The sequence below is a fragment of the Lentibacillus kimchii genome (assembly GCF_042666895.1).
GTDB lineage: Bacteria > Bacillota > Bacilli > Bacillales > Amphibacillaceae > Lentibacillus > Lentibacillus kimchii.
Genome location: NZ_JBHTGR010000004.1, coordinates 63670 through 88313, shown reverse-complemented (window position 1 = coordinate 88313; position 24644 = coordinate 63670). Strand labels below are relative to the sequence as shown.

The following is a 24644-nucleotide window of genomic DNA, read 5'->3' as shown; positions in this document are numbered from 1 at the left end:
TTTTACTAATTTATTAAAAAATCACCCAATTTTATTGCGAACTATCAGAATATAACGTACACTGTTTAATAAGGAGATAGGGTTCTATCTTATTATTTTCAGCTAAAATGAATGAGTATTCATTCAAACAGAAGAGGGAGGCTATACCATGAAGCGATCAATCAAGCGTGGTGCCGTTATAGGTTCCGGTGTCATGGGCTCAAGTATTGCAGCTCACTTGGCGAACACAGGTATTCCGACAATGATGCTCGATATTGTTCCGCGTGAATTGACTGAACGTGAAGCGAAACAAGGTCTGACGCTGGAAGACGAGACTGTAAGGAATCGCAGTGCCCGCGACAGCAAAAAGGCCTTGCTGAAGCAGAATCCATCACCCATAGCAACGAAGAAGAGCCTTGACTTGATCCAGGTTGGGAATTTGGAAGATGATATCGAAGCATTAGCCGATGTGGATTGGATCATTGAGGTGGTTGTTGAAGATCTGGACGTTAAGCAGAAGGTTTATGCCACTATTGATAAGTACCGCCAGGAAGGGGCGATCGTCAGCTCCAATACATCCGGCATTTCTATAGAGGCGATGGCTGAAGGCCGTTCCGAAGACTTTCGGAAACACTTTTTGGGAACGCATTTTTTCAATCCGCCTCGCTATATGAAATTGCTTGAGATTATACCGACAGAGGCTACTGATCCAGACGTCCTGGCATTTATGAAAACATTCGGCGAAGATGTGCTCGGAAAAGGGGTGGTTGAAGCAAAAGATACCCCTAACTTTATCGCTAACCGGATCGGCACGTACGGATTGCTCGTTACGGTTCAGGAAATGCTGCGTGGCGGTTACAGTGTTGGTGAAGTCGACTCAGTGACAGGAACACTTATCGGACGGGCGAAAAGTGCTACATTCCGGACACTGGATGTTGTTGGTCTGGATACGTTCATTCATGTAGCTGACAATGTTCATAAGGAAGTTGAAGGTGCGGAAAGAGACGTCTTTCAAGTGCCTGATTTTATGAGAAAAATGCAGGAAAAAGGCTGGATAGGCGCCAAAAGCGGTCAAGGTTTCTATTTAAAACAAAAAGGAAAGAACGGTAGCACCATTTATGAATTAAATACGAATACATTTGACTATCAGGATCGTCAAAAATTGAAAACGAATGCAACCGAAACGGCCAAACAGGAAAAAGATTTAGCTAAAAAATTGAAAACGCTTATAAATGCAAAAGATGACCGGGCAGGTGATCTGGTCTGGTCCGTATTAAAACCAGTGTTCATTTATTCGGCTGAACTGACAGGCACGATTGCGGATGACATCGTGAATATTGATCAGGCGATGAAATGGGGATTTGGCTGGGAAGTCGGTCCGTTTGAGACGTGGGATGCCATCGGTGTACGTGAATCGGTTGAACGGATGCAGGAAGAAGGGTCCAGCGTTCCGGACTGGGTGCTGAACATGCTGGAATCCGGAAAAGAGACCTTTTATCGCAGGGAAAACGGTGATGTCTATTTCTACAATAACGGTGACTACAAGCAGGAACACTTTAACCCGAAAAATATTGATCTCAAGCTCCTGAAAGATAAAAAAGGCGTTGTTAAAGCGAACGGCGGTGCCAGTTTAATAGATTTGGGTGATGGTGTCTTAGGGCTGGAATTTCATTCGCAGGGAAATGCCATTGGCCCGGATGGCATCAAAATGGTTAATGAAGCAATTGATGAGGTTAATCAAAACTACGAAGGACTTGTAATAGGTAATCAGGGTAACCATTTCTCTGCCGGTGCCCATCTTGGGATGATGCTGATGGCTGCACAGGATGAGGACTTTGTTGAACTGGATATGGTTATCCGGCAGTTTCAGAACATGGGATTAAACATTAAATATGCTGAGAAGCCCATTGTTACGGCACCGTTTAATACGGCAGTCGGCGGCGGCGCTGAAGTGGCTTTGCCAGCAGCATCCATTCAGGCTTCGATGGAAACTTATATGGGATTAGTCGAACCTGGTGTCGGACTTATACCGGGAGGCGGCGGCACCAAGGAGCTCTACTTAAAGGAATTGCGGCATTTGCCGAAAGGGGTCGATTTTGACCTTACAAAGGTGGCTGCTGATGTGTTTGAAAAAGTGGCCACAGCAAACGTGTCAGCATCTGCGGAGGAAGCACGCGAAAACGGGTTCCTGAACAATAACGATGCCGTCAGTGTTAATGCTGACCACTTGCTGCATGATGCAAAACAAAAGGTCCTGGCGCTTGCCAAAGCCGGTTATCAACCGCCAAAACGGGAGAAAATTCCGGTTGCTGGTGATGCAGGCTATGGCGCTATGCTGCTTGGGGCCAAGTCATTGAAGTTCAGCGGCTATGCTTCTGATCATGATCTGAAAGTCGCCGAGAAGCTTGCCTATGTCCTGTCCGGTGGCCGGATAAAAGAGGGGACAGAGATTGATGAAGAGACCATGCTTGATCTGGAGCGTGAAGCGTTCTTAAGTCTGATCGCTGAGCCGCTGACACAGCAGCGCATGCAGCACATGCTGACAAAAGGCAAACCACTGCGAAACTAATTTGAAGAGGGGGAAAAAACGTGAAAGAAGCAGTCATTGTTGCGGGTTCAAGAACCCCTGTCGGAAAAGCCAACAAAGGATCATTGGCTAATACAAGACCAGATGATCTGGCAGCCTTAACGATAAAGGAAACGCTGAGACGTGCTGATAATTATAACGGCACTATTGATGATGTGATCATCGGCTGTGCGATGCCGGAAGCCGAGCAGGGCATGAATATGGCACGAAACATCGCCGGACTGGCCGGCCTGGATAAATCCGTCCCTGGTATTACCATTAATCGTTATTGTTCATCAGGCCTGCAGAGCATTGCTTATGCAGCTGAACAAATTATGATTGGTGCCAGTGACACAGTCATTGCAGGCGGAGCAGAATCGATGAGCCTGATCCCAATGGGCGGTCATGTGCTTAAGCCTAATACGGAACTTGTGCAGAACGCACCCGGCTATTATATGCAAATGGGGCATACGGCCGAAGAGGTGGCTAATCGCTTTGGTATTTCGCGCGATGAACAGGATGAATTTGCTGTTCGCAGTCATCAACGTGCTGCCAAGGCACAAGAAGAAGGGAAGTTTCAGGATGAGATTGTTCCGGTCGATGTGACCGAACGTGTCATTGGCAGCGATAATAAGGTGAAAGAGCAATCATTCACAATTAAGAAGGATGAAGGGGTGCGTGCGGAAACCAGCAAAGAGACGCTTGGCAAATTAAAGCCGGCATTTTCGAGAACGGGATCGGTAACAGCGGGCAACTCATCGCAAATGAGCGATTGTGCCGGCACGGTTTTGGTTATGGACCGCGAAAAAGCTGATTCTGAAGGACTTGAGCCACTTGCGAAATTTCATTCATTTGCCGTGGCAGGTGTTGAACCGGAGATCATGGGTGTCGGTCCAGTAGAGGCTGTTCCTAAAGCATTGAAAATAGCTGGTCTGGACCTGTCTGACATTGGTTTGATTGAGCTGAATGAAGCATTTGCCTCGCAGTCTGTAAGAGTCATTCAGGCACTGGACCTTGATCCTGACATTGTTAACGTGAACGGCGGGGCTATTGCTCTGGGACATCCACTGGGAATGACCGGGACGAAACTGACTTTAAGTCTTATCAATGAAATGAAGCGGCGCAATGTACAATATGGTGTCGTAACAATGTGTATTGGCGGCGGTATGGGAGCTGCGGGTGTTTTTGAGCTTCTTTAGTGATGCTTGAAAACAGACCTGTTCCCATGAAAAAACGGTTTAATATTTCACACAGGAAAGGATGAGTTTAAATGGGCGAAACCAAAGAAAAACAGTTTAAAGGTGGTGGGTTTTTAACGGAGGATCTCACTGCTGACGATATCTTAACGCCTGAGGATTTTACAGAAGAGCACAAAATGATCGCTCAGACAACGGATGATTTTATTGATGGTGAAGTTTTACCAAAGATTGATAACCTGGAAAATCATGAATTTGAATATTCGGTTGAATTATTGAAAAAAGCTGGCGACCTTGGACTGCTTGGTGCCGATATTCCTGAGGAGTATGGCGGGCTGAATCTGGATAAGACCAGTTCAGCTATTATTACAGAGAAATTTGCTCGTGTCGGCGGATTTTCGATCACCCATGGCGGTCATGTCGGCATTGGTACATTGCCAATCGTCTTTTTTGGCAATGAAAAACAAAAGCAAACGTATTTGCCGAAGCTTGCCACCGGTGAGATGATTGCTGCCTACGCACTGACTGAACCTAGTGCCGGATCAGATGCTATGAGCGGTAAGACAACGGCCATGTTGAATGAAGCGGGTACCCATTACATTTTAAATGGCGAGAAGCAATGGATTACCAATTCAGCGTTCGCCGATGTATTTGTTGTTTACGCTCAGGCTGATGGTGATCAATTTTCTGCCTTTATTGTTGAACGCAAATTTCCGGGTGTTTCGACGGGCCCTGAGGAAAATAAATTAGGGATTAAAAGTTCGTCAACACGTACATTAGTCCTGGAGGATGTTGAAGTGCCGGTTGAAAATATGCTTGGTGAAAAAGGAAAAGGTCACAAAATTGCCTTTAATATCCTGAACGTTGGACGTTACAAACTTGCTATGGGAGGCGTTGGCGGCTCTAAACGCGGCATCGAACTAGCCGCAGATTACGTTAATGAGCGTAAGCAGTTTGATACAGCGATCGCCAGTTTCTCACTGACACAGGAAAAGCTGGCGACGATGGCAGCCGAAACGTATGCGAATGAAAGTGCTGTTTACCGCACAGTTGGTTTGTTTGAGCAGCGAATGGGTTCCTTAACCGACGAACAGCTGAAAGACGGCAAAGAAGTAGCGAGGGCCATCGCTGAATACCAGATTGAGTGTTCCATGAATAAATTTTCCGCTACCGAATGCATGGATTATGTTGTGGATGAAGCCCTCCAGCTGCATGGCGGATACGGGTTCATGGAGGACTATGAAGTAGCGCGGATGTACCGTGATTCACGAATTAATCGGATTTTTGAAGGCACAAATGAGATTAATCGTCTGTTGGTTCCGGGCACACTGATGAAGAAAGCCATGAAAGGAGAACTGCCGCTCCTTCAACAAGCTCAAAGCCTGCAGGAAGAGCTGATGACGATGATGCCTGAAGAAGTTGGCGATAATACATTGGAGCAGGAGAAGTATTTACTCAAAAACAGCAAGAAGATGATCCTGCTTGGTGCTGGCCTTGCTGCACAAAAATACGAGAATAATCTTGAAAATGAACAGGAAATTCTTGTGAATCTGGCCGATATGGTGAATGATGTGTATAACATGGAAACGGTGATTTTGCGTACTGAAAAAGCTATTAATCAGGATGGCGAGAGTAAGCATCAGCAAAAGCTGCTGTATACACAAGTTTATGTTCAGGAAGCATTTAATCGTATTGAAGCGGCAGCCAGGGAATCACTTATCGCCATTGAAGAAGGGGATACGCTGAAAATGATGCTGTCCTCCCTGCGCAAACTGACCCGTCATACACCAATCGATGTCATTGCCAAAAAGCGGGAAATAGCTGCCAAAATTCTGGATACTAAAAAATATGTTGTTTAATAAAAAATAAGCGGTTTAAAACCCCGGCTCTGGATACCCAGACCCGGGGTTTTATTTGGCGGCACAAAATGATGTCTGTTTTCAGAAGGCGTTTCAGGTCGCCCCCTTGTCCCATTTTTGCTATAATAAACTTATTGCTATACGGAAAGGGGATAGAGAGGCATGGCGTTAACATTTTACTGGTACCCTAAATGCGGTACGTGCCAAAAAGCTAAGAAATGGCTTGATGCACATAGCATCGATTATACGAGCGTTCACCTTGTGGATGATCCGCCGACTAAACAGGAACTGCTTGATTATATGGACAAAAGTGATTTGCCTGCCAAAAAGTTTTTTAATACAAGCGGGAAAAAATACCGCGAACAGAACCTTAAAGATAAAATCGATGATATGACGGCAGATGATATGGCAGAACTGCTGGCGTCTGACGGAATGCTGATCAAGCGGCCGATTGTAACTGACGGTGACAACGTGACGGTTGGATTTAATGAGGAGACCTTTACGGCAGCATGGCTTTGAACTAAAATGGTAGAAAAATGGTTTGCAGCCTAGTATAGTAACATTAAGACCGATTACAGATGGAGGGATTCAGATGAACTTACCGAATGAATTGTATTATACAGAAGAACACGAATGGATCAAGAAGGAAGACGGCCAAATAAGAATTGGTATTACTGACTTTGCCCAGGATGAGCTAGGTGACGTTGTATTTGTCGAGATGCCTGAGGCAGGTGACGAACTAAAAACGGATGAACCTTTTGGCAGTGTTGAATCTGTTAAAACTGTTTCAGAACTTTATGCTCCTGTCAGCGGAAAAGTTGTTGAAGTTAATGAGGAATTGGAAGACAGTCCGGAATTAGTTAATGAATCACCTTATGATAAAGCATGGATGGTTGTTCTGGAACCTGATAATCCAGGAGATGTTGACGAGCTGCTATCCGCTGAGCAATATGAAAAAGCTGTTAGTCAAGATTAATTAATGTGAAAAGCCGGCTGCTCCTAAAGAAGGAATGGCGGCTTTTTATACTCGTATCAGCTCTTATGGATGTTTATGCGTCATTGATCATATAATAATAGCACGATCTTGCTTGAGGAGTGTCAGAGGGATGACAGATCAACAAGAAAAAGTTATTATTGTAGAAGGATTATCCGATAAGAAACAGGTTAAAAAGATAATCGCGGAAGATGCAGAAGTCGTTTGTACGAATGGCACACTCGGTGTTGAAAAGTTTGATGAGCTTCTTAACCAGTATGACTTGGACCACCGGGATGTGTATATTTTAGCCGATGAAGACAGCCCAGGCATCAGATTGCGCAGCCAGCTGGCGCGTGAGCTTCCGCACGCACGGCATATTCATGTAAGCAGTGAATATCGCGAAGTAGCCGCGACACCGGAAAATATGCTGGCGATCGAACTGGCTGGGAAGCAAATAGCGGTTAATCCGATTTTTTTGATTTAGGGTGATTGTTTGCTGCAGGTAACCGATGACACCATTCAACAGGATCGCTACTTAATGTTTATTTATACACCGCTTTGCGGTACATGTGCTCTAGCAAGGACAATGCTTGATAAAATTGAGTCTGTTCATAAACAGAGTATTTTCTATGAAATGAATGCGTCGCTCAATCCCCAATTCATGGAAGAGCATAAAGTTGAAAGCGTCCCATGCCTTTTGATTAAAGAAGATGGTGCGATTAAGGATAAAGTGTACGCTTTTAAATCCATAGCTAATATTTATAGTTTTTTAATGACATACAAGCCGGAATTGTTTGTGCAAAGCACGCACGATTAATTCATGACTCTATGAAGCTGAGAGGTTTCATACCGTGGATTGTTGTATTATATAAGTTCATAAATGTGATTGGAGCGCGGACGACTTTCATCGTTCGCGCTTTTTTAATGATCTCAAAAAATTTCTGATAATTATTGCATTTATATTAAATGTAATGCATAATAATACATAACCTATTGATTGATTATTAAAAATATCTGATTTGAATAAGCGGAAGGTGGTGGTTGCATGAAACTGGAAAAGGCTGTGAAAACGGATGAAAAACTGCTGAATCATGATTTTATAAGACTTATGGATTATCAGAAACAAGATCTGTTTTATTTGTTGGAATTGGCTGGGCAAATGAAACATAACTGGCAGGCAGGTATTCATAGTAAACCATTAGAAGGACGCGTGCTTGGCATGTTATTTATGAAACCATCAACAAGGACGCGTGTTTCCTTTGAAACAGGTATGTCCCAGCTTGGAGGCACTGGTATTTATCTGGAAGCGGATCAGCTGCAGCTGGGAAGAGGCGAAACGATGGCTGATACGGCAACTGCTTTATCAGGTTATCTGGATGGAATGCTGATTCGCACTTTTTCACAGGACATGATTGACACATTCGCGGCTCATGCCACTATTCCAGTTATTAACGGGCTGACAGATATGTATCATCCTTGTCAGGTGCTTGCTGATTTGCAGACGATCAGGGAAATGAAGGGAGCTCTGAAGGGTGTCCGACTGACTTATTTAGGCGACAGTAACAATGTAGCTCACTCATTAATGATCGGTGCTGCGATGACCGGGATGGATATAACAATCGGTACACCAGATCACTGCCGGCCCGATGAAGGTGTTATACAAAAAGCCTCAGTCATCGCTGGAAATTCAGGAAGCAAGATGGCCATTACCTCAGAACCGGTAAGCGCTATCCGGGGAGCTGATGTTGTTTATACGGATGTGTGGACCAGCATGGGACAGGAATATGAACAGACAGACAGGCAGCAAATGCTGGAAGCCTATCAGGTTAATGCAGCATTGCTATCGGAAGCAAAACACGATGCAATTTTTATGCATTGTCTCCCCGCGCATCGGGGTGAAGAAGTAACGGCAGACGTGATTGACGGGAAACAGTCCGTCGTTTTCCAGCAGGCGGAGAACCGGCTGCATGCACAGAAAGCATTAATGATGGCTTTAATGGGATAGACCATGATAAACGTATCATAAATGAATGAGATCGGTATCATTCAAAAGAGCCAGACTAAGAATTAATGTCCGGAAACCACTCCGGGCACTGTTTTTATATTGTTTTATTTAATATACACACTAAAATGTATTATAATGAATGCAGCCCGTAATAAAGGGAAGATGTCACTGAAAGTCATTGCTGCAAACGATGACAGTTGATAATACTTTTAAAATGGTTTAAAATAATAATAAGTATAGACTGAGAATGGATGAGAATTATCCATATCTAAATAAAGGCACTATAATTGAAAATGGAGGTAATGAAATGGCTGGCTCAACTCTTGAGATAAAAAATCTTCACGTGGAAATTGAAGGAAATGAAATATTGAAAGGTGTTAACCTTACAATAAAAGGCGGCGAATTCCACGCAATCATGGGGCCGAACGGAACAGGCAAATCAACCCTTGCTTCGGCTATCATGGGGCACCCGCATTACGATATCACAGAAGGCAGCGTTCTTCTCGATGGTAAAGAGGTCCTGGATATGGAAGTGGATGAACGGGCTCACGCTGGTCTGTTTCTGGGCATGCAGTATCCGAGTGAAATCAGTGGTGTGACAACATCTGACTTCCTGCGCTCATCCATTAACGCTCAGCGTGAAGAAGGTAATGAAATTTCACTGATGAATTTCATTAAAGAAATGGATAGGGTACTGGATGAACTTGACATTGATAAAAACATGGCACAGCGTTATTTGAACGAAGGATTCTCCGGTGGTGAGAAAAAACGCAACGAGATTCTTCAGCTCATGCTGCTGAAACCGGAAATTGCCATTTTGGACGAGATTGACTCCGGTCTGGATATCGATGCTTTGAAGGTTGTTGCCAAAGGTGTTAATGAGATGCGCAGCAACTCATTCGGCTGCCTGATTATTACACACTATCAGCGCCTGCTTAATTACATCACACCGGACCAGGTTCACGTTATGCTTGATGGCCGTGTTGTTAAATCCGGTGGACCTGATCTGGCTAAGCGTCTTGAAGATGAAGGCTATGAATGGCTTAAGCAAGAAGCAGGTCTTGAAGACAAGAATTCTGGGCAAGAAGTCTAAAAAGCTAGGAGGGGTAAATATGACTGTCGAAACAAAACTGTCCTACGATAAAGATTATATCAGTCAGTTTTCACAAGAAAATAATGAACCAGACTGGATGCGGGATTTACGCCTTCAAGCTTTAGATCAGGCTGAATCACTGGAGATGCCAGAACCTGAGAAAACGGATATTACTAAATGGAATTTCAGCAGCTTCAAGCATAACGTTCCAAAATCGGAAACAATTGCTTCGCTCGATAAGCTGCCGGCATCAATTCAGGATTTTCTTGATCATGAAAACACTCAGGAAAATTTACTGATTCAGCGGAATAATACTGTAGCCTATGCAGCTATAAACAAGGAACTCAAGGATAAAGGCGTCATTTTCACCGACATTTTCACAGCAGCTCGTGAACATCCGGATCTTGTTGAACGCTATTATATGAAGGATGCCGTTTCAGTTGACGAGCATAAGCTGACAGCACTTCATGCAGCGCTTATGAATGGCGGAGCATTCGTCTATGTTCCGAAAAATGTTCAGATTGAAGAACCGCTGCAAGTAATTTTCTGGCAGGAAGATCCCGAAGCCGCTCTTTTCAACCATGTCTTAATTGTTGCAGAAGAGAGCAGCTCAGTGACATATGTTGAAAATTATTTTTCCGAGAACACTGAACAGGAAACAACAGCAAACATCGTGACGGAAGTTATTGCTAATGATAACGCGCAAATATCTTTTGGCGGTGTTGATAATTTTGCTGCCGGAACAACCGTTTATATCAACCGGCGTGGCAGTGTTTACCGTGATGCACGAATTGAATGGGCATTAGGCCAGATGAATGATGGAAATACCGTATCTGAAAATGTAACGAATCTCTTTGGCAACAACGCTGTGTCCAATGCCAGGACGGTTTCAGTTGGCCGTGATAAGCAGTCGCAGAACTTCACATCGCAAATTACGCACCATGGTAAATTCACGGAAGCTAATATCCTGCAGCATGGTGTCATGCGCGATAAAGCCAGGTCAGTTTTTAATGGTGTTGGAAAAATCGAAGACGGAGCCTCGAAAACAGTAGCAGGACAGGAGTCTCGCGTCCTGATGTTAAGTGAGAAAGCACGCGGTGATGCAAACCCAATTCTCCTGATTGATGAGGACGATGTTGAAGCCGGTCACGCTGCTTCAGTCGGACGGGTCGATCCACTGCAGATGTATTATCTGATGAGCCGGGGTATTCGTCGTCAGGAAGCTGAACGTTTGGTCATTCATGGCTTTCTCGCTCCCGTTGTGAACCAGTTGCCTATTGAATCAGTCAAAACACAGTTGAGGCAAGTTATAGAAAGGAAAGTCTATTAATGGATGTGAAAGCTGTACGGGATGAATTCCCGATTTTGCACCAAGACGTAAATGGCTATCCGCTCGTATATCTTGATTCATCGGCAACGTCGCAAAAGCCGCGTCAGGTCATTGATGCTGTAGATGCCTATTATCGGGAGAATAACGCCAATGTGCATCGTGGTGTGCATACGCTCAGTATGAGGGCGACTGATCAATATGAAGGTGCCCGGGAGAAGGTGCGCCAGTTCATTAATGCATCGAGTACAGCTGAGGTTATCTTCACCCGGGGAACGACGACGTCGCTTAACACGATAGCCTATAGCTATGCATGGCCTAATCTGCAGGCAGGTGATGAGATCGTCATCACTGAAATGGAACATCACAGTAACCTTATTCCCTGGCAGCAGGCTGCTAAAGCAACTGGAGCAGCATTGAAGTATATACCCATGCAGAGCGATGGAACGCTCACTTTGGAAGATGTGCGTGAGACGGTTACAGAGCACACGAAAATTGTGGCGATTTCACATGTTTCAAATGTCCTTGGCACGATCAATCCAGTTAAGGAAATGGCACATATCGCTCACCAGAATGGTGCGATTATAGTTGTTGATGGTGCCCAGGGAGCACCGCATATGAATGTTGACGTTCAGGATTTGGATTGTGACTTCTATACGTTTTCCGGTCACAAGATGCTGGGTCCAACGGGGATTGGCGTTTTGTATGGCAAACAGGCATTGCTGGAGAACATGGAACCGGTCGAATTTGGCGGCGAAATGATTGACGTTGTTGATTTCTATGATTCAACCTGGAAGGAACTCCCGTGGAAGTTCGAAGGCGGAACTCCCGTGATTGCAGGTGCTATTGGACTGGGAGCGGCAATTGACTTTTTGAATAATGTCGGTATGAATGCTATCATGGAACATGAACAGAATTTAGTTAATTACGCACTAAAAAAATTGCGAACAATTGATGATATTAGCATATATGGTCCGGAAGAACGAACGGCGCTTGTTACTTTCAATTTAAATGTTCACCCGCATGATCTGGCGACGGTGCTGGATGCGGAAGGCATTGCCGTTCGTGCAGGGCATCACTGTGCACAGCCTCTGATGAAGTGGCTGAATTCGCCGGCAACAGCGCGAGCCAGTTTTTATCTGTATAATACAGAAGAAGAGGTTGACCGCCTGGTCGAGGGACTTTTGCATACGAAGGAGTTTTTTGGCGATGTCATTTAGCGACCTTAATACATTATACAGACAAGTAATTATGGACCATTACAAGAACCCCAAAAATAATGGTACGTTTGAAAATGACGCGCTGACAGTGGATATGAATAATCCGACATGCGGCGATCGGATCCAGCTTCAGTTGCAGCTAGTAGATGGTGTGGTTCAGGATGCTAAGTTCACCGGTGAGGGGTGTTCCATCAGCATGGCCTCTTGCTCGATGATGACTGAGGCTGTTAAAGGCCAAAAGCTTGAAGATGCCTTGAATATGTCGAAAGCTTTTTCAAATATGATGCTGGGCGAGGAAGTCGATACAGACGAAATGGGTGATGCTGCTGCATTACAGGGTGTATCGCAGTTCCCAGCCCGCATTAAATGTGCCACTTTGCCTTGGAAGGCAATGGAAAAAGGTGTTAAAGAATAGTTAGCGGATGAAGGTATAACACTTTTAAGGAGGTAATTTTTCATGGCAAAAGAAGTGCCTGAAATGGAAGGTTACGAGCATGGTTTTAGTGATAAGGACGTTTCAGTATTTCGTTCAGGAAAAGGCTTAACGCGTGAAGTTGTTGAGGAAATTTCTAATATGAAAGAAGAACCTCAATGGATGCTCGATTATCGTTTGAAGGCTCTGGAAACTTTCTATAAAAAACCAATGCCGCAGTGGGGCGGCGACCTCTCCGAACTTGACTTTGACGAGATTGTCTATTATGTTAAACCGTCAGAACGTCAAGGGCAAACTTGGGATGAAGTGCCTAAGGAAATCAAAGAAACATTTGATAAACTGGGGATTCCAGAAGCTGAGCAGAATTATCTTGCCGGTGTTTCTGCACAATATGAATCAGAAGTTGTCTATCACAGTATGCAAGAGGATCTGGAAGAACAGGGCATTATCTTTAAAGATACAGATTCAGCACTTCAAGAGAATGAAGAATTGGTCAAAAAGTACTTTGGCAAAGTGATTCCGCCATCCGACAATAAATTTTCTGCTTTGAACTCGGCTGTCTGGTCCGGTGGTTCATTCATCTATGTTCCTAAAGGTGTTCAAGTCAAAACACCGCTGCAGGCATATTTCCGGATTAACTCGGAGAATATGGGTCAGTTCGAACGGACACTGATTATTGCTGATGAGGGATCAGCTGTTCAATATGTCGAGGGCTGCACGGCACCTGTTTATACAACCAGTTCACTGCATAGTGCAGTTGTAGAGATCTTTGTTCACAAGGATGCTTACTGCCGTTATACAACCATCCAGAATTGGGCTAATAACGTCTATAATTTGGTCACCAAACGTACGACCGTTGATGCAAACGGCATGATGGAATGGGTTGACGGCAATATGGGATCGAAATTAACCATGAAATATCCATCCGTTTGGTTAAGAGGCGAAGGTGCACGAGGCGATACGTTATCCATCGCAATTGGCAGTAAAGGTCAAAATCAGGATACTGGTGCTAAAATGCATCACTTGGCGCCAAATACGTCGTCCAGCATTGTATCCAAATCGATTTCCAAAAATGGCGGCAAGGTCACTTACCGCGGTATGGTTGACTTCGGACGCAAAGCCTATGGTGCCCGTTCGAACGTCGAATGTGACACGCTGATTATGGATAGTGAATCAACATCGGATACGATTCCATATAATGAAATTAATAATGACAACATTTCCTTGGAGCACGAGGCGAAAGTTTCCAAGATATCCGAAGAGCAGCTCTTCTATTTGATGAGCCGCGGACTTGGTGAACAAGAAGCAACAGAAATGATCGTCATGGGCTTTATTGAGCCGTTCACTAAAGAACTGCCAATGGAATATGCAGTTGAGATGAACCGCTTGATTAAGATGGAAATGGAAGGATCAGTCGGCTGATTTAATTGTTTTAACCCTTGATGCGACAGTGTTCGCATCAAGGGTTTTTTGTTTGTTGTACCAGCATGGTCCAGAGCGTAAAGGCTTCAGCCATGAGTTATGTCATTGGCTCAATTGATATTTTCCAAAGAATTTTCTTGAAATGTATTAATTATTTGTTATAATAATATTAATATTAAGAACATACTATCCAGTAGGTATGAACTTTAAGGGGGATAGCAGATGGATTTTTCGTTATCTGACAAAACAAAACGACTGCAACAAGAATTAACGACCTTTATGGAAGAGCATGTGTATCCAAGTGAGGCAATTTACAAGCAACAGCTGAATCAGCAGGCGAGTCGCTGGTCTCGTGTTCCGCCGGTCATGGAGGAACTAAAACAGAAGGCTAAAGAGAAAGGGTTATGGAATCTGTTTTTGCCTGATAGTACATATGGAGCAGGACTTTCGAACCTGGAGTACGCAATGCTGTGTGAAATTATGGGGCGTTCCATGATTGGGCCGGAAGTTTTTAACTGCAGCGCCCCGGATACAGGTAACATAGAGGTTCTGGCGAGATATGGAACAGAAGAACAAAAACAACAGTGGCTTAATCCATTGTTGGCTGGGGAAATACGATCATGTTTTTCCATGACGGAGCCTGATGTTGCTTCAAGTGATGCAACTAATATCCAGGCAAGCATCACAAGAGATGGTGATGAGTATATTATTAATGGCAAAAAGTGGTGGTCCTCCGGTGCTGGCGATCCCAGATGCAAAATAGCCATTTTTATGGGTAAATCGGACACGTCAGCTCCTAAACACCAACAGCAGTCGATGATTCTTGTTCCGCTTGATTCATCGGGGGTAACAATTGAGCGAATGCTTCCGGTATTCGGGTATGATCATGCACCCCATGGGCATGCAGAAATAACCTATAACAATGTTCGCGTGCCTGCTGCAAATATGATCTGGGATGAAGGAAAAGGATTTGCCATTGCCCAGGGACGTCTGGGACCAGGCCGAATCCACCATTGTATGCGCACGATTGGTACTGCCGAGAGAGCGCTTGAGGCGTTATGTAAGCGCGTACAAGAACGCGCGGCTTTTGGTCAAAAACTGGAAGAACAGGGTGTTATCCAGCAATGGATTGCTGAATCACGCATGGAAATCGAGCAGTCTCGATTATTAACTTTAAAAGCAGCTTATATGATGGATACAGTCGGCAACAAAGAAGCAAAAGCCGAAATTGCTATGATCAAGGTTGTAGCGCCAAATATGGCATTAAAGGTGATTGATCGGGCAATCCAGGCTTTTGGCGGCGCGGGTGTGAGCGATGATTTTGTTCTCGCTGAACAGTGGGCGAATATACGTACACTCCGATTAGCGGATGGTCCTGATGAAGTTCACCAACGGCAGATTGCCAGATTAGAATTAAAGAAATATTTATAACGGGGAGGAAAGTCTATATGGGTGTATTTGATTTTTTTAAATTAGATGGGAAAACGGCTATTGTTTCCGGAGGAGCACGTGGACTTGGTGCGCAAATTGCCAGGACATTAGCCGAGGCAGGTGCGAATGTTGTTGTCTGCTCCCGGAAAATGGATGCCTGTGAAGAAATGAGTGAAAAACTGGAAACAGACTATGGGGTCAAATCAATTCCACTAGAATGCGATGTTACGAAGCGTGAAGATGTTCAAAATGTTATTGAAGAAACCGTTAAGACTTTTGGTGCTATCGATATTTTAGTCAATAACAGTGGTGCAACGTGGGGTGCTTCAGTCCTGGATATGCCATCTGAAGCATGGGAGAAAGTCATCAATGTCAATGTGACCGGCACATTCCTGATGAGTCAGGAAGCAGGAAAACAAATGGTCGAGCAAAAACGGGGGAAGATTATCAACATTGCTTCAACTGCTGGATTTGGTGGAACTGACCCAAGATATATGGATACGATTGGGTACAATACCAGTAAAGGGGCCATTATGACATTCACAAAAGATTTAGCGACAAAGTGGGGACAGCATAATATTAATGTGAATGCCATAGCCCCGGGATTTTTCCCGACAAAGATGTCCAAAGGATTGCTGGCGTTAGGGCAGGATAAAATTCTTGAAAGCACACCACTGAATCGCCTTGGCAGTGATGATGATATGAAAGGACCTGTATTATTCCTGGCTTCTGGTGCGTCCGATTATGTAAGCGGGGATATATTAACAGTTGATGGTGGCGCGCATGCGTTTTAAGTTATAATCTGCCTATCACACTATTAAAAGCTGAAGACACTGACAGATAAGAGGAGAAATGGTCGTGAAAGATCAAATAACACAGCAAGCAATCATATTATTCGGGGAAAAAGGTTTCAGTGAAACGTCCATCCAGGATATAGTCGATGAATTGGGCGTTACGAAAGGAACATTTTATTACTATTTTACGAGTAAGAAGCAGCTTCTGAAGGATATACATCATGAATATATTTCCGGTTTATTAGAACGTCAGAGCCGTATCATAGATAATGATGCACGAACACAAAAAGAAAAAATCATCGGTATTATTCGCTTATTAATAACAGATATAGCCGATAAAGGGCCTAGTGCCCGTGTATTCTTTCGGGAAATGCACCATTTATCAGATGACCATGCGAAGAATATTAAAGCGAGACGAGAGGATTTTCGTCTGAATGTGGAAAAAGTACTGCAAACAGGCGTACGGAATAGGGAATTCCGACAGGGGCTGCAAGTTGATATGATTGCATTTGGCATACTGGGCGTAACGAATTGGAGTTATAATTGGTTTAATTCGGATGGCGACGTTTCGCCGGAAGAACTGTCAAAAATATTTGCAGACATGATACTGACGGGAATTGTAGAATGACATGATCCCAGCTCCTTTACAGGCGTAATAAAAGCTAAAATGACAGAATAGTATAAAATAACGATCCCGATCTCCGTAATTTCTATTAAATCGGGTCAAAGTTAGATGAGGTGAAAGAAATGGATGTTAAACCACGTGTCGCTGAAACAGATATGCTGGGACACATTAATAATGCGACCTATTTTGTTTATATGGAAGAAGCACGCCTGACATTTCTGGGTGAACTCGGAATCCAAGTCGGAAACGGAGACTTTTCTCTCGTACTTGTTTCAGCCAAATGTGACTTCATACGTCAGGGGTTTTATGGAAATGTCATAACTATTGATACAACCGTCACAAAAATCGGCAGAACAAGCGTGACCCTTATCAGCCAAATGTTTGATAAGGCATCGGGTCATTTAATTGCCAAAGGGCAAGCAACCATCGTGTACTTTGATATTGAACAGCAAAAATCGGCAGAGCTTCCAGATTCATTCAAAGCAAAACTGCAAGCAAAACTAGCATCGTCATGAGGAGGGAAACGTATGAAATCGGCATACCGTGACACGATTCAGGTTCGGGACGGTGAAGGGCTGAATAAGGAAAAACTTCAGCATTTCCTGTCAGAAAATATTAAGGGAATACCAGACGAATCATTGGAAATCAGGCAATTTGGCGCTGGTCACTCCAATTTAACCTACTTATTGACAGTTGGTGCATGGGAAGGGGTGCTGCGCAGGCCGCCGCTTGGTCCGGTTGCACCAAAAGCACATGATATGGGCAGAGAGTATGCGGTGCTGTCCAACTTGCATCCCCTTTATCCAACAGCGCCTAAACCATATATTTTTTCTGAAAATGAAAAGATTGTCGGCAGTCCTTTTTTTATAATGGAAAGACGAAAAGGTAATGTGATAGATTCTGAATTTCCCGATCATATCACGTATGAACCAGCCTTGGGCAAAAAAGTCTCGGAATTGATGGTCGATAAGCTGGTAGAACTGCACCGAATTGATTATACGAAAACGAAATTTGTCAATATGACCAAACCGGATGGATTTATGGAGCGTCAGGTAGCCGGATGGAATAAGCGCTACGAACGTTCAAAGACGGATGATGTACCAGGTGTTGAAGAGCTCATGAAGTGGCTGGAAAATCATATACCTGTTTCAGCGAAGCCGTCAGTGATCCATTATGATTACAAGTTAAACAATGCCATGTTTTCTGAAGACTTTAGTGATATGACGGGGTTATTTGACTGGGAGATGGCGACTGTGGGGGATCCGCTCGCCGATGTTGGTGCTGCGTTGAGTTACTGGATTCAGGCAGACGATCCTGATGAGTTGAAAAAGGGTCTTGGTCAACCACCTGCGACCATTAAAGAGGGCTTTTACACACGCCGGGAATTTTTGCATGCATATGCCAAAAAAAGCGGCAGAGATGTAACGACTATTAATTTCTATCTGACGTTTTCCTATTTTAAACTCGCTGTTATTTGTCAGCAAATTTATTACCGGTATCATAAAGGCCAAACCGATGATCCCAGGTTTGCTCATTTTAATCGCTTTGTTGCTAATTTGGTTCAATACGCGCTGAATACGTCCAAAGGCGTGTGATGTATCATGAAAATCCATCTGCTTTGGAAGAAGGAAGAAATCGATGAGTATCAAATAAGCGGCAATAAAATAGCCGTTGTATTCGATGTGCTTCTGGCAACATCGACTATCGCGTCCTGTCTCGCCTCCGGTGCAAAGGAGGTCATTCCGGTACTGGATAAGCGAGAGGCCCTGGATAAAGCAAAAACGCTGAACCACGCGTCGGCTGACGATGTATTGCTGGCCGGGGAAAGTGATGGGCTGACGATTGAAGGTTTTCTGAATCCGGTCCCGTCCGCGTTAAATGAACGTGTATCTGGTAAGACCGTCATTTTGTCAACAACAAACGGAACTGTCGCAATACGCCAAGCAGCATCTGCGAAAAAGGTTTACACAGCATCTCTTTTAAATGGAGCGGCTGTGGGAAAACGGATTGTCAACGCGTATGAAGATGAGACGATTGTAGTGGTCTGTTCAGGTTCCAGAAACACGTTTTGTCTGGAAGATTACTATGGAGCCGGTTATTTTGTTACATGTCTCATTAATGAATTTGGCCAGGAAAATGTTGATTTGACGGACAGTGCATTGTCAGCAACGTTACTCTTTGAACACATGTCAGATCAGGCAGTTAGTATATTGGAGCAATCGGCTGTTGGGGGCATGCTGTCGAAATATGGATTATATGATGATGTTGCATATGTAAGTCAGCTGGGAAAGCTGGATGTCGTGCCGCTATTAAATAATGCAGTGAATTCTTTAAGCAGCGAAATTATTGATCGTACTGCAACAAATGAAGGAGGCCTGAATAAATGAAAATCGTCCAATTTACAGAATATGGTGGTCCGGATGTTTTGGAAGTTACGAATCAGCTGAAACCAGAGCCAGGTGATAATGATGTGATCATTGAGGTGGAAGCAATTGGCGTCAATTATGCCGATATAGCCAGACGTGAAGGGGAATATGTACTCCCAACTGAACTGCCTTTCACGCCAGGCACGGAGGTTGTGGGGAAAGTCACAGAAACTGGTAATAAAGCAGGAAATGTCGAAAAGGGAACGCGCGTTGCTTCGCTGATCGGATCTGGTGGTTATGCCGAATATGTTAAAACCAAAGCGGATTCACTCATTCCTGTTCCTGATGGCGTATCACTCGAAAAGGCGGTTGCACTTCCGTTGCAGGGGCTAAGTGCCTATCATATTTTACAAACAATGGGGAGACTGGCAGAAGGTGAGACGGTTCTTGTTCATGCGGCAGCGGGCGGTGTTGGCTCATTGGCTGTCCAGCTTGCCAAACGTTTTGGGGCGGGAAAAGTGATTGCGACAGCCAGTACACCGGAAAAACTGCTCTTTGCCGAGAAAATGGGGGCAGATCATCTGGTTAATTACTCCCAGGATAACTGGGAAAAGCATGTCCGCGAGGTGACGGATGGCAAAGGCGTTGATGTTGCGCTCGAAATGGCGGGTGGTGATGTTTTCCATAAAACGCTGAAATGCCTAGCACCGTTTGGACGCATGGTTGTATATGGCGTGGCAAGCGGACAGCAGCCAAAATTCTATCCATCATCGTTAATGCGGCGCAATCAATCCGTTGTTGGTTTTTTTCTGCCGCAGATCATGCAGAAACCGGAACTGTTTAAAAGCAGTTTGCAGGAGCTGTTGGCGTATGCTGAAAAAGGCGAACTGGAACTGACCATTGGCGGTACGTATCCCTTAACAGAAGCGAAAGAAGTTCATCGCCTGTTTCAAGAACGTCGAACCAGAGGAAAAATGATTTTAAAACCATAAAGGGAGGATAGTCAAATGCATACAGCTCATTATCAATTTTGGCCTGCCCGATTGCCGAAACATTTAACGTTACCAGAGACGACTTTATACGAAAATCTAGTTATATCCAGTAAGAAGTATCCAAACAAAACGGCCATCCATTATTATGGAAAAACATTAAAGTACCAACAGCTCGCAGATGAAGTGGAACAGCTTGCCGGTTATCTGGAGGCTGAGTTAGGAGTCAAGAAGAATGATAAACTGTTGCTGTTCATGCAAAATTCGCCTCAGTTTTTGATAAGCTTTTTTGCCATTTTGCGATTACAGGCGGTTGTAATCCCTGCTAATCCGATGAGTACCATAGACGATCTTGCCTTTTATGTGAACGATTGTGGGGTTCGTCATGCCCTTACAGGTCAAGAATTATACGACAAAGCAGCTCCCTTAAAAGAAACAACCTCCTTAGAAACCATTATTGTTGCTTCCTATGTCAGCTACATTGATAAGGAAAAAGCGATCGGTGATCTGCCGCCGGAGGTGAAAAATCCGCCTGAATCATTCCCTGAAGATGTTATTTGGGAAGAAGCATTAGCCAAAACAAGCAAGCCGTCTTCTTATCGCGGAACAAAAGAAGACGTTGTCATGATTCCTTATACGTCAGGAACAACAGGGCTGCCAAAGGGATGTGTGCATACGAACAACACGATTCAAGCCAACACATTTGGCGCTTCTTATTGGATGAATATGACTGCGGATACAGTTACCCTGACAACCTTGCCGTTGTTTCACGTTACAGGTTTGCTGCATACGGCACTGGCACCGATTGCAGCTGGAAGCTCCATGGTAATGCTGACGCGATGGGACCGGAATTATGCTGCCAGAGCCATTGAAACGTATGGCTGTTCTCACTGGATTAACATTAGTACAATGCTTATTGACTTTCTGGCAATCCCTGATCTGGAAGACTATGACATTTCGTCTCTTGACGTTATCGGCGGGGGCGGATCTCCGCTTCCTGAAGCAGTGGGGGAACAGCTGTATAAACGTACAGGACTCAGATATGTTGAGGGTTACGGATTATCGGAAACTATCTCTCACACGCATTTCAATCCACCTGACCGGCCAAAAATGCAGTGCCTTGGCATTCCGTCATTCGATGTCGATGCGCGGGTGATTGATCCCTCTACAGGAGAAGAAGTGACTTTGAACGAAGAAGGTGAGCTTATTGTGAATGGGCCACAGGTGTTCAAAGGGTATCATAATCGTGATGAGGATAATAAGAAGGCACATATTGACCTGGATGGCAAGACATTTTTCCGAACCGGAGATATTGTAAAGAGAGATGATGAGGGCTACTTTTTCCTTGTTGACCGTCTGAAGCGGATGATCAATGCGGCTGGATTTAAAGTATGGCCGACAGAAGTAGAATCTATTTTGTATAAACATCCTTCTATACAGCAGGCGTGTGTTGTCAGTGCGCCCGATGAAAAACGAGGGGAAACCGTCAAAGCTTTTGTGATTCCAGAGTCTGATGCTGCAGAGAGTCTAACAGCAAATGATATTATTGAGTGGTCAAAAAGGCAAATGGCTGCCTATAAATATCCACGTATCGTTGAATTCAGAGACAGCTTTCCAACAACAAGCAGCGGCAAAATCCTTTGGAGAGAACTGCAGAAAGACAATTGATGGCCGAGACAATTCATTTTAAACAAGGAGGTGCCATAGGTGGATGAATGGATAGATATCCAAACTGTCAATTGGTTTTCAAGCGTTATAAATGTAAGCGCTATCTCATAAAACATTTTTAGGAGGCGTATGTTTCATGGATAAAGTGTGGCTGAAACATTACCCAGAGCATTTCCAAAAAGAGGTCGACATACCCGATGATTCACTTCCGGATATGCTGCATCAGACGATTGCTGGATACGGGGAACATAAGGCCCTTTCATTTTATGGGCGGGAAATCAGTTATAACGAATTGGGACAGCAAACCGGGGCATTCACTTCTGCTCTCCAGCAGGATGGGTTTTTAAAGGGAGATCGTGCAGCGTTAATGCTTCCTAACTGCCCGCAGTATGTCATCAGCTATTATGGTGTTCTGCAGGCAGGCGGAATTGTTACGCAAATTAATCCAATGTTAGTCGGCAAAGAATTGGCGTTCATTTTGCAAGATTCAGGGGCAGAAACGATCATTATTTATGAGTCTTTCTTACCTGTTTTAAATCAGATTATTGATCAGACGTCTGTTAAACGCGTGATTAAAGTGACCCTTGAAGGCTCTGGCACGGAAGACAGTCAGGCTATCGATTTTACAGATTTTCTTAAGAGAACAACAAACCCGCCCGTACCTGTTGATATTGAGCCGTCTACGGATGTAGCAATCTTGCAATATACAGGTGGAACGACTGGACGCTCAAAGGGTGCTATGCTGACACATCGTAATTTGCTGGCGAATGTTATCCAATCCCACGAATTTTTTAAAGATACCATTGAATACGGAAAAGAGCGTTTTCTGACGGTTATACCTCTGTTTCATGTATTTGGTATGACATCTTGTATGAACCTTTCCATTTATACGGGATCATTGAGCATCATGCTGCCCAGATTTGAACTGGATGATGTATTGGAAACGATCAAAGAACGGCAGCCTACAAGCTTTCCGGGTGTACCGACTATGTATGTAGCCATTGCGAATCATCCAAGAGCAGATCAATACGGGATTGACAGCATCCGAATTTGCAATAGCGGAAGTGCACCAATGCCAAAGGAAATTATGCGGAGATTTGAAGATAAAACAGGCGCTGCCATACTGGAGGGATACGGGCTGTCAGAAAGTTCCCCAACGACTCATTGTAATCCTGCGTTTGGTACCAGGAAGCCGGGAAGTATCGGTATTGGGTTTCCCTCGACTGATTACAAAATTGTCGATTTAGCGGACGGCATGACTGAACAGCCGCCGGGTGAATCCGGGGAGATTATTGTAAAAGGCCCGCAAGTTATGAAAGGCTATTGGAACATGCCGGAGGAAACTGCCAATACGTTACGTGACGGCTGGCTTTACACCGGCGACATTGCTTACATGGATGAGGAAGGCTATGCCTATGTTATTGACCGGAAGAAAGATCTTATCATTGCGAGCGGGTACAATATTTATCCACGCGATGTAGAAGAAATGATGTATGAACATCCAGCTGTACAGGAAGTGGTCGTCGTCGGTGTACCTGATCCCTACCGCGGCGAGACTGTTAAAGCAGTAGCCGTTCTGAAAGAAGGGGAGACAGTCTCTGAAGAAGCTTTAATGGATTATTGCCGGCAAAATACGGCTGCGTATAAAGTACCGCGTATTATTGAATTCAGGGATGAATTACCGAAAACCAATGTTGGAAAAATATTGCGGCGAAAAATCAGAGAAGAGAGTACTGAATAGAAGTAAAAGGCGGGAGGACCAATCTGTTCTCACTTGACTGAAAATACTGAACAGTTAGTCGATAAGGGGAGGATTATATGACAGCAAACATTCATAAAGTAGCAGTTCTCGGTGCCGGGTCCATGGGGCATCAAATTGCGATGCTCTGTGCCCTTGGCGGGTTTCATACGTATCTGCAGGATGTTGATGACAGTGCATTATCCAAAGCTGAGGAGACGCTGGAAGCACGCATGAACGATTGGGTCGATAAGAATAAGATTACTGCGGAAACAAAACAGATTGCCTTTACAAATCTTCATACGGCTCCGAGTTTACAAGAAGCTGTAACGGATGCGGATTTGGTTATCGAAGCGGTGGTGGAAAAAGTCGATGTTAAACGGGAAGTGTTTTCCGAACTGGATAAACATGCACCTAAGGAGGCGATTTTAGCAACAAATAGCTCGTCAATTGTGAATTCTAAAATCGCTGACGTGACATCCAGACCTGAGAAAGTGATCAACATGCACTTCTTTTTCCCGCCGCTTGTCATGGATTGTGTCGAAGTGGTCAAGAGCGACCAAACGTCTGAAGAAACAGCCCGAACGGTGATGGATTTCTGTGAACAAATCGACCGTAAAGCCGTTTTACTGGAAAAAGAAATTTATGGATTCATAGCAAATCGCTTGTTATTTGCCATTTCGGATGAAGCCTTGTATTTATATGAAAATGGCTATGCCGACTTTGAAGCTATTGATGTTATTACTAAAAAGGCACTTGGTCATCCGCTCGGGCCGTTTGAATTAATGGATTTGTCAGGAATTGACGTCGGTTACTATGCAAACATGCAGCTTTACCAGGAAACCGGCGATCCAAAGGTTAAGCCTGCCAAATCGGTGGAAGAGAAGGTGAAAGCGGGCAATCTCGGACGTAAAACGGGAAAAGGCTGGTATGACTATAGAAAAGCGTGACAATAGC

Annotated in this window: 23 protein-coding genes; all 23 read left to right on the top strand. The window is 44.3% G+C overall.

What is annotated here, in order from left to right; genetic code table 11:
• Positions 1-148: 148 nt before the first annotated feature.
• On the top strand, positions 149-2548 hold the full coding sequence (locus ACFQU8_RS02590) for a 3-hydroxyacyl-CoA dehydrogenase/enoyl-CoA hydratase family protein (RefSeq protein ID WP_382357606.1): 2400 nt from the start codon (positions 149-151) through the stop codon (positions 2546-2548).
• A 20-nt stretch (positions 2549-2568) separates the two neighbouring features.
• Positions 2569-3744 (top strand): acetyl-CoA C-acetyltransferase, encoded by a 1176-nt coding sequence (locus ACFQU8_RS02585; RefSeq protein ID WP_382357605.1) that lies wholly within the window; start codon positions 2569-2571, stop codon positions 3742-3744.
• A gap of 71 nt (positions 3745-3815) precedes the next feature.
• Positions 3816-5600 (top strand): acyl-CoA dehydrogenase family protein, encoded by a 1785-nt coding sequence (locus ACFQU8_RS02580; RefSeq protein WP_382357604.1) that lies wholly within the window; start codon positions 3816-3818, stop codon positions 5598-5600.
• Between the two features lie 162 nt (positions 5601-5762).
• On the top strand, positions 5763-6119 hold the full coding sequence (locus ACFQU8_RS02575; RefSeq protein WP_382357603.1) for an arsenate reductase family protein: 357 nt from the start codon (positions 5763-5765) through the stop codon (positions 6117-6119).
• A gap of 73 nt (positions 6120-6192) precedes the next feature.
• Positions 6193-6576 carry a glycine cleavage system protein GcvH gene (gcvH, locus tag ACFQU8_RS02570; RefSeq protein WP_382357602.1) on the top strand — a complete coding sequence of 128 codons (384 nt, stop codon included), beginning with the start codon at positions 6193-6195 and terminating at the stop codon, positions 6574-6576.
• Positions 6577-6706: 130 nt separating this feature from the next.
• Positions 6707-7060 (top strand): toprim domain-containing protein, encoded by a 354-nt coding sequence (locus ACFQU8_RS02565; protein WP_382357601.1) that lies wholly within the window; start codon positions 6707-6709, stop codon positions 7058-7060.
• 9 nt (positions 7061-7069) lie between these two features.
• Positions 7070-7393, top strand: coding sequence for a thioredoxin family protein (locus ACFQU8_RS02560; protein ID WP_382357600.1), 324 nt, complete (start codon positions 7070-7072; stop codon positions 7391-7393).
• Positions 7394-7621: 228 nt separating this feature from the next.
• Positions 7622-8581: an ornithine carbamoyltransferase gene (argF, locus tag ACFQU8_RS02555; RefSeq protein ID WP_382357599.1), complete on the top strand. Its 960-nt coding sequence runs from the start codon at positions 7622-7624 to the stop codon at positions 8579-8581.
• Between the two features lie 307 nt (positions 8582-8888).
• Positions 8889-9674 carry a Fe-S cluster assembly ATPase SufC gene (gene sufC, locus ACFQU8_RS02550; RefSeq protein WP_382357598.1) on the top strand — a complete coding sequence of 262 codons (786 nt, stop codon included), beginning with the start codon at positions 8889-8891 and terminating at the stop codon, positions 9672-9674.
• A gap of 19 nt (positions 9675-9693) precedes the next feature.
• Positions 9694-11004 carry a Fe-S cluster assembly protein SufD gene (sufD, locus tag ACFQU8_RS02545; protein ID WP_382357597.1) on the top strand — a complete coding sequence of 437 codons (1311 nt, stop codon included), beginning with the start codon at positions 9694-9696 and terminating at the stop codon, positions 11002-11004.
• Positions 11004-12221 (top strand): cysteine desulfurase, encoded by a 1218-nt coding sequence (locus ACFQU8_RS02540; protein WP_382357596.1) that lies wholly within the window; start codon positions 11004-11006, stop codon positions 12219-12221. The genes sufD and ACFQU8_RS02540 overlap by 1 nt, the downstream gene beginning before the upstream one ends.
• A complete protein-coding gene (sufU, locus tag ACFQU8_RS02535) occupies positions 12211-12636 on the top strand; it encodes a Fe-S cluster assembly sulfur transfer protein SufU (protein ID WP_382357595.1) in 426 nt (141 codons plus the stop codon). Before ACFQU8_RS02540 ends, sufU begins: the two co-directional genes overlap by 11 nt.
• Before the next feature lie 42 nt (positions 12637-12678).
• On the top strand, positions 12679-14076 hold the full coding sequence (sufB, locus tag ACFQU8_RS02530; protein ID WP_382357594.1) for a Fe-S cluster assembly protein SufB: 1398 nt from the start codon (positions 12679-12681) through the stop codon (positions 14074-14076).
• A 222-nt stretch (positions 14077-14298) separates the two neighbouring features.
• Positions 14299-15507: an acyl-CoA dehydrogenase gene (locus ACFQU8_RS02525; RefSeq protein WP_382357593.1), complete on the top strand. Its 1209-nt coding sequence runs from the start codon at positions 14299-14301 to the stop codon at positions 15505-15507.
• Positions 15508-15524: 17 nt separating this feature from the next.
• Positions 15525-16301 carry an SDR family oxidoreductase gene (locus tag ACFQU8_RS02520; protein WP_382357592.1) on the top strand — a complete coding sequence of 259 codons (777 nt, stop codon included), beginning with the start codon at positions 15525-15527 and terminating at the stop codon, positions 16299-16301.
• 58 nt (positions 16302-16359) lie between these two features.
• Positions 16360-16929, top strand: a complete 570-nt coding sequence (locus tag ACFQU8_RS02515) for a TetR/AcrR family transcriptional regulator (protein WP_382357591.1) — start codon at positions 16360-16362, stop codon at positions 16927-16929.
• A gap of 110 nt (positions 16930-17039) precedes the next feature.
• Positions 17040-17441: an acyl-CoA thioesterase gene (locus ACFQU8_RS02510; protein WP_382357590.1), complete on the top strand. Its 402-nt coding sequence runs from the start codon at positions 17040-17042 to the stop codon at positions 17439-17441.
• 12 nt (positions 17442-17453) lie between these two features.
• Positions 17454-18521 carry a phosphotransferase family protein gene (locus ACFQU8_RS02505; protein WP_382357589.1) on the top strand — a complete coding sequence of 356 codons (1068 nt, stop codon included), beginning with the start codon at positions 17454-17456 and terminating at the stop codon, positions 18519-18521.
• A 6-nt stretch (positions 18522-18527) separates the two neighbouring features.
• Positions 18528-19313 (top strand): 2-phosphosulfolactate phosphatase, encoded by a 786-nt coding sequence (locus ACFQU8_RS02500; protein ID WP_382357588.1) that lies wholly within the window; start codon positions 18528-18530, stop codon positions 19311-19313.
• A complete protein-coding gene (locus tag ACFQU8_RS02495; RefSeq protein ID WP_382357587.1) occupies positions 19310-20284 on the top strand; it encodes a quinone oxidoreductase family protein in 975 nt (324 codons plus the stop codon). The genes ACFQU8_RS02500 and ACFQU8_RS02495 overlap by 4 nt, the downstream gene beginning before the upstream one ends.
• 15 nt (positions 20285-20299) lie before the next feature.
• Complete coding sequence (locus tag ACFQU8_RS02490) at positions 20300-21949, top strand: long-chain-fatty-acid--CoA ligase (protein WP_382357586.1); 1650 nt, start codon at positions 20300-20302, stop codon at positions 21947-21949.
• Between the two features lie 136 nt (positions 21950-22085).
• Positions 22086-23690: a long-chain-fatty-acid--CoA ligase gene (locus ACFQU8_RS02485; protein ID WP_382357585.1), complete on the top strand. Its 1605-nt coding sequence runs from the start codon at positions 22086-22088 to the stop codon at positions 23688-23690.
• Positions 23691-23767: 77 nt separating this feature from the next.
• Positions 23768-24637 carry a 3-hydroxyacyl-CoA dehydrogenase family protein gene (locus ACFQU8_RS02480; protein WP_382357584.1) on the top strand — a complete coding sequence of 290 codons (870 nt, stop codon included), beginning with the start codon at positions 23768-23770 and terminating at the stop codon, positions 24635-24637.
• Positions 24638-24644 lie beyond the last annotated feature (7 nt).

What these genes read in the sequence shown, in the direction of transcription:
- ACFQU8_RS02495 (WP_382357587.1), top strand. Translation starts at nt 19,310, where the DNA reads ATGAAAATCGTCCAATTTACAGAATATGGTGGTCCGGATGTTTTGGAA.
- ACFQU8_RS02500 (WP_382357588.1), top strand. Translation starts at nt 18,528, where the DNA reads ATGAAAATCCATCTGCTTTGGAAGAAGGAAGAAATCGATGAGTATCAA.
- ACFQU8_RS02515 (WP_382357591.1), top strand. Translation starts at nt 16,360, where the DNA reads ATGGTCGTGAAAGATCAAATAACACAGCAAGCAATCATATTATTCGGG.
- ACFQU8_RS02520 (WP_382357592.1), top strand. Translation starts at nt 15,525, where the DNA reads ATGGGTGTATTTGATTTTTTTAAATTAGATGGGAAAACGGCTATTGTT.
- ACFQU8_RS02565 (WP_382357601.1), top strand. Translation starts at nt 6,707, where the DNA reads ATGACAGATCAACAAGAAAAAGTTATTATTGTAGAAGGATTATCCGAT.
- ACFQU8_RS02580 (WP_382357604.1), top strand. Translation starts at nt 3,816, where the DNA reads ATGGGCGAAACCAAAGAAAAACAGTTTAAAGGTGGTGGGTTTTTAACG.
- sufU (WP_382357595.1), top strand. Translation starts at nt 12,211, where the DNA reads ATGTCATTTAGCGACCTTAATACATTATACAGACAAGTAATTATGGAC.
- argF (WP_382357599.1), top strand. Translation starts at nt 7,622, where the DNA reads ATGAAACTGGAAAAGGCTGTGAAAACGGATGAAAAACTGCTGAATCAT.
- gcvH (WP_382357602.1), top strand. Translation starts at nt 6,193, where the DNA reads ATGAACTTACCGAATGAATTGTATTATACAGAAGAACACGAATGGATC.
- ACFQU8_RS02490 (WP_382357586.1), top strand. Translation starts at nt 20,300, where the DNA reads ATGCATACAGCTCATTATCAATTTTGGCCTGCCCGATTGCCGAAACAT.
- ACFQU8_RS02485 (WP_382357585.1), top strand. Translation starts at nt 22,086, where the DNA reads ATGGATAAAGTGTGGCTGAAACATTACCCAGAGCATTTCCAAAAAGAG.
- ACFQU8_RS02480 (WP_382357584.1), top strand. Translation starts at nt 23,768, where the DNA reads ATGACAGCAAACATTCATAAAGTAGCAGTTCTCGGTGCCGGGTCCATG.
- sufC (WP_382357598.1), top strand. Translation starts at nt 8,889, where the DNA reads ATGGCTGGCTCAACTCTTGAGATAAAAAATCTTCACGTGGAAATTGAA.
- ACFQU8_RS02525 (WP_382357593.1), top strand. Translation starts at nt 14,299, where the DNA reads ATGGATTTTTCGTTATCTGACAAAACAAAACGACTGCAACAAGAATTA.
- ACFQU8_RS02540 (WP_382357596.1), top strand. Translation starts at nt 11,004, where the DNA reads ATGGATGTGAAAGCTGTACGGGATGAATTCCCGATTTTGCACCAAGAC.
- ACFQU8_RS02575 (WP_382357603.1), top strand. Translation starts at nt 5,763, where the DNA reads ATGGCGTTAACATTTTACTGGTACCCTAAATGCGGTACGTGCCAAAAA.
- sufD (WP_382357597.1), top strand. Translation starts at nt 9,694, where the DNA reads ATGACTGTCGAAACAAAACTGTCCTACGATAAAGATTATATCAGTCAG.
- ACFQU8_RS02590 (WP_382357606.1), top strand. Translation starts at nt 149, where the DNA reads ATGAAGCGATCAATCAAGCGTGGTGCCGTTATAGGTTCCGGTGTCATG.
- ACFQU8_RS02505 (WP_382357589.1), top strand. Translation starts at nt 17,454, where the DNA reads ATGAAATCGGCATACCGTGACACGATTCAGGTTCGGGACGGTGAAGGG.
- sufB (WP_382357594.1), top strand. Translation starts at nt 12,679, where the DNA reads ATGGCAAAAGAAGTGCCTGAAATGGAAGGTTACGAGCATGGTTTTAGT.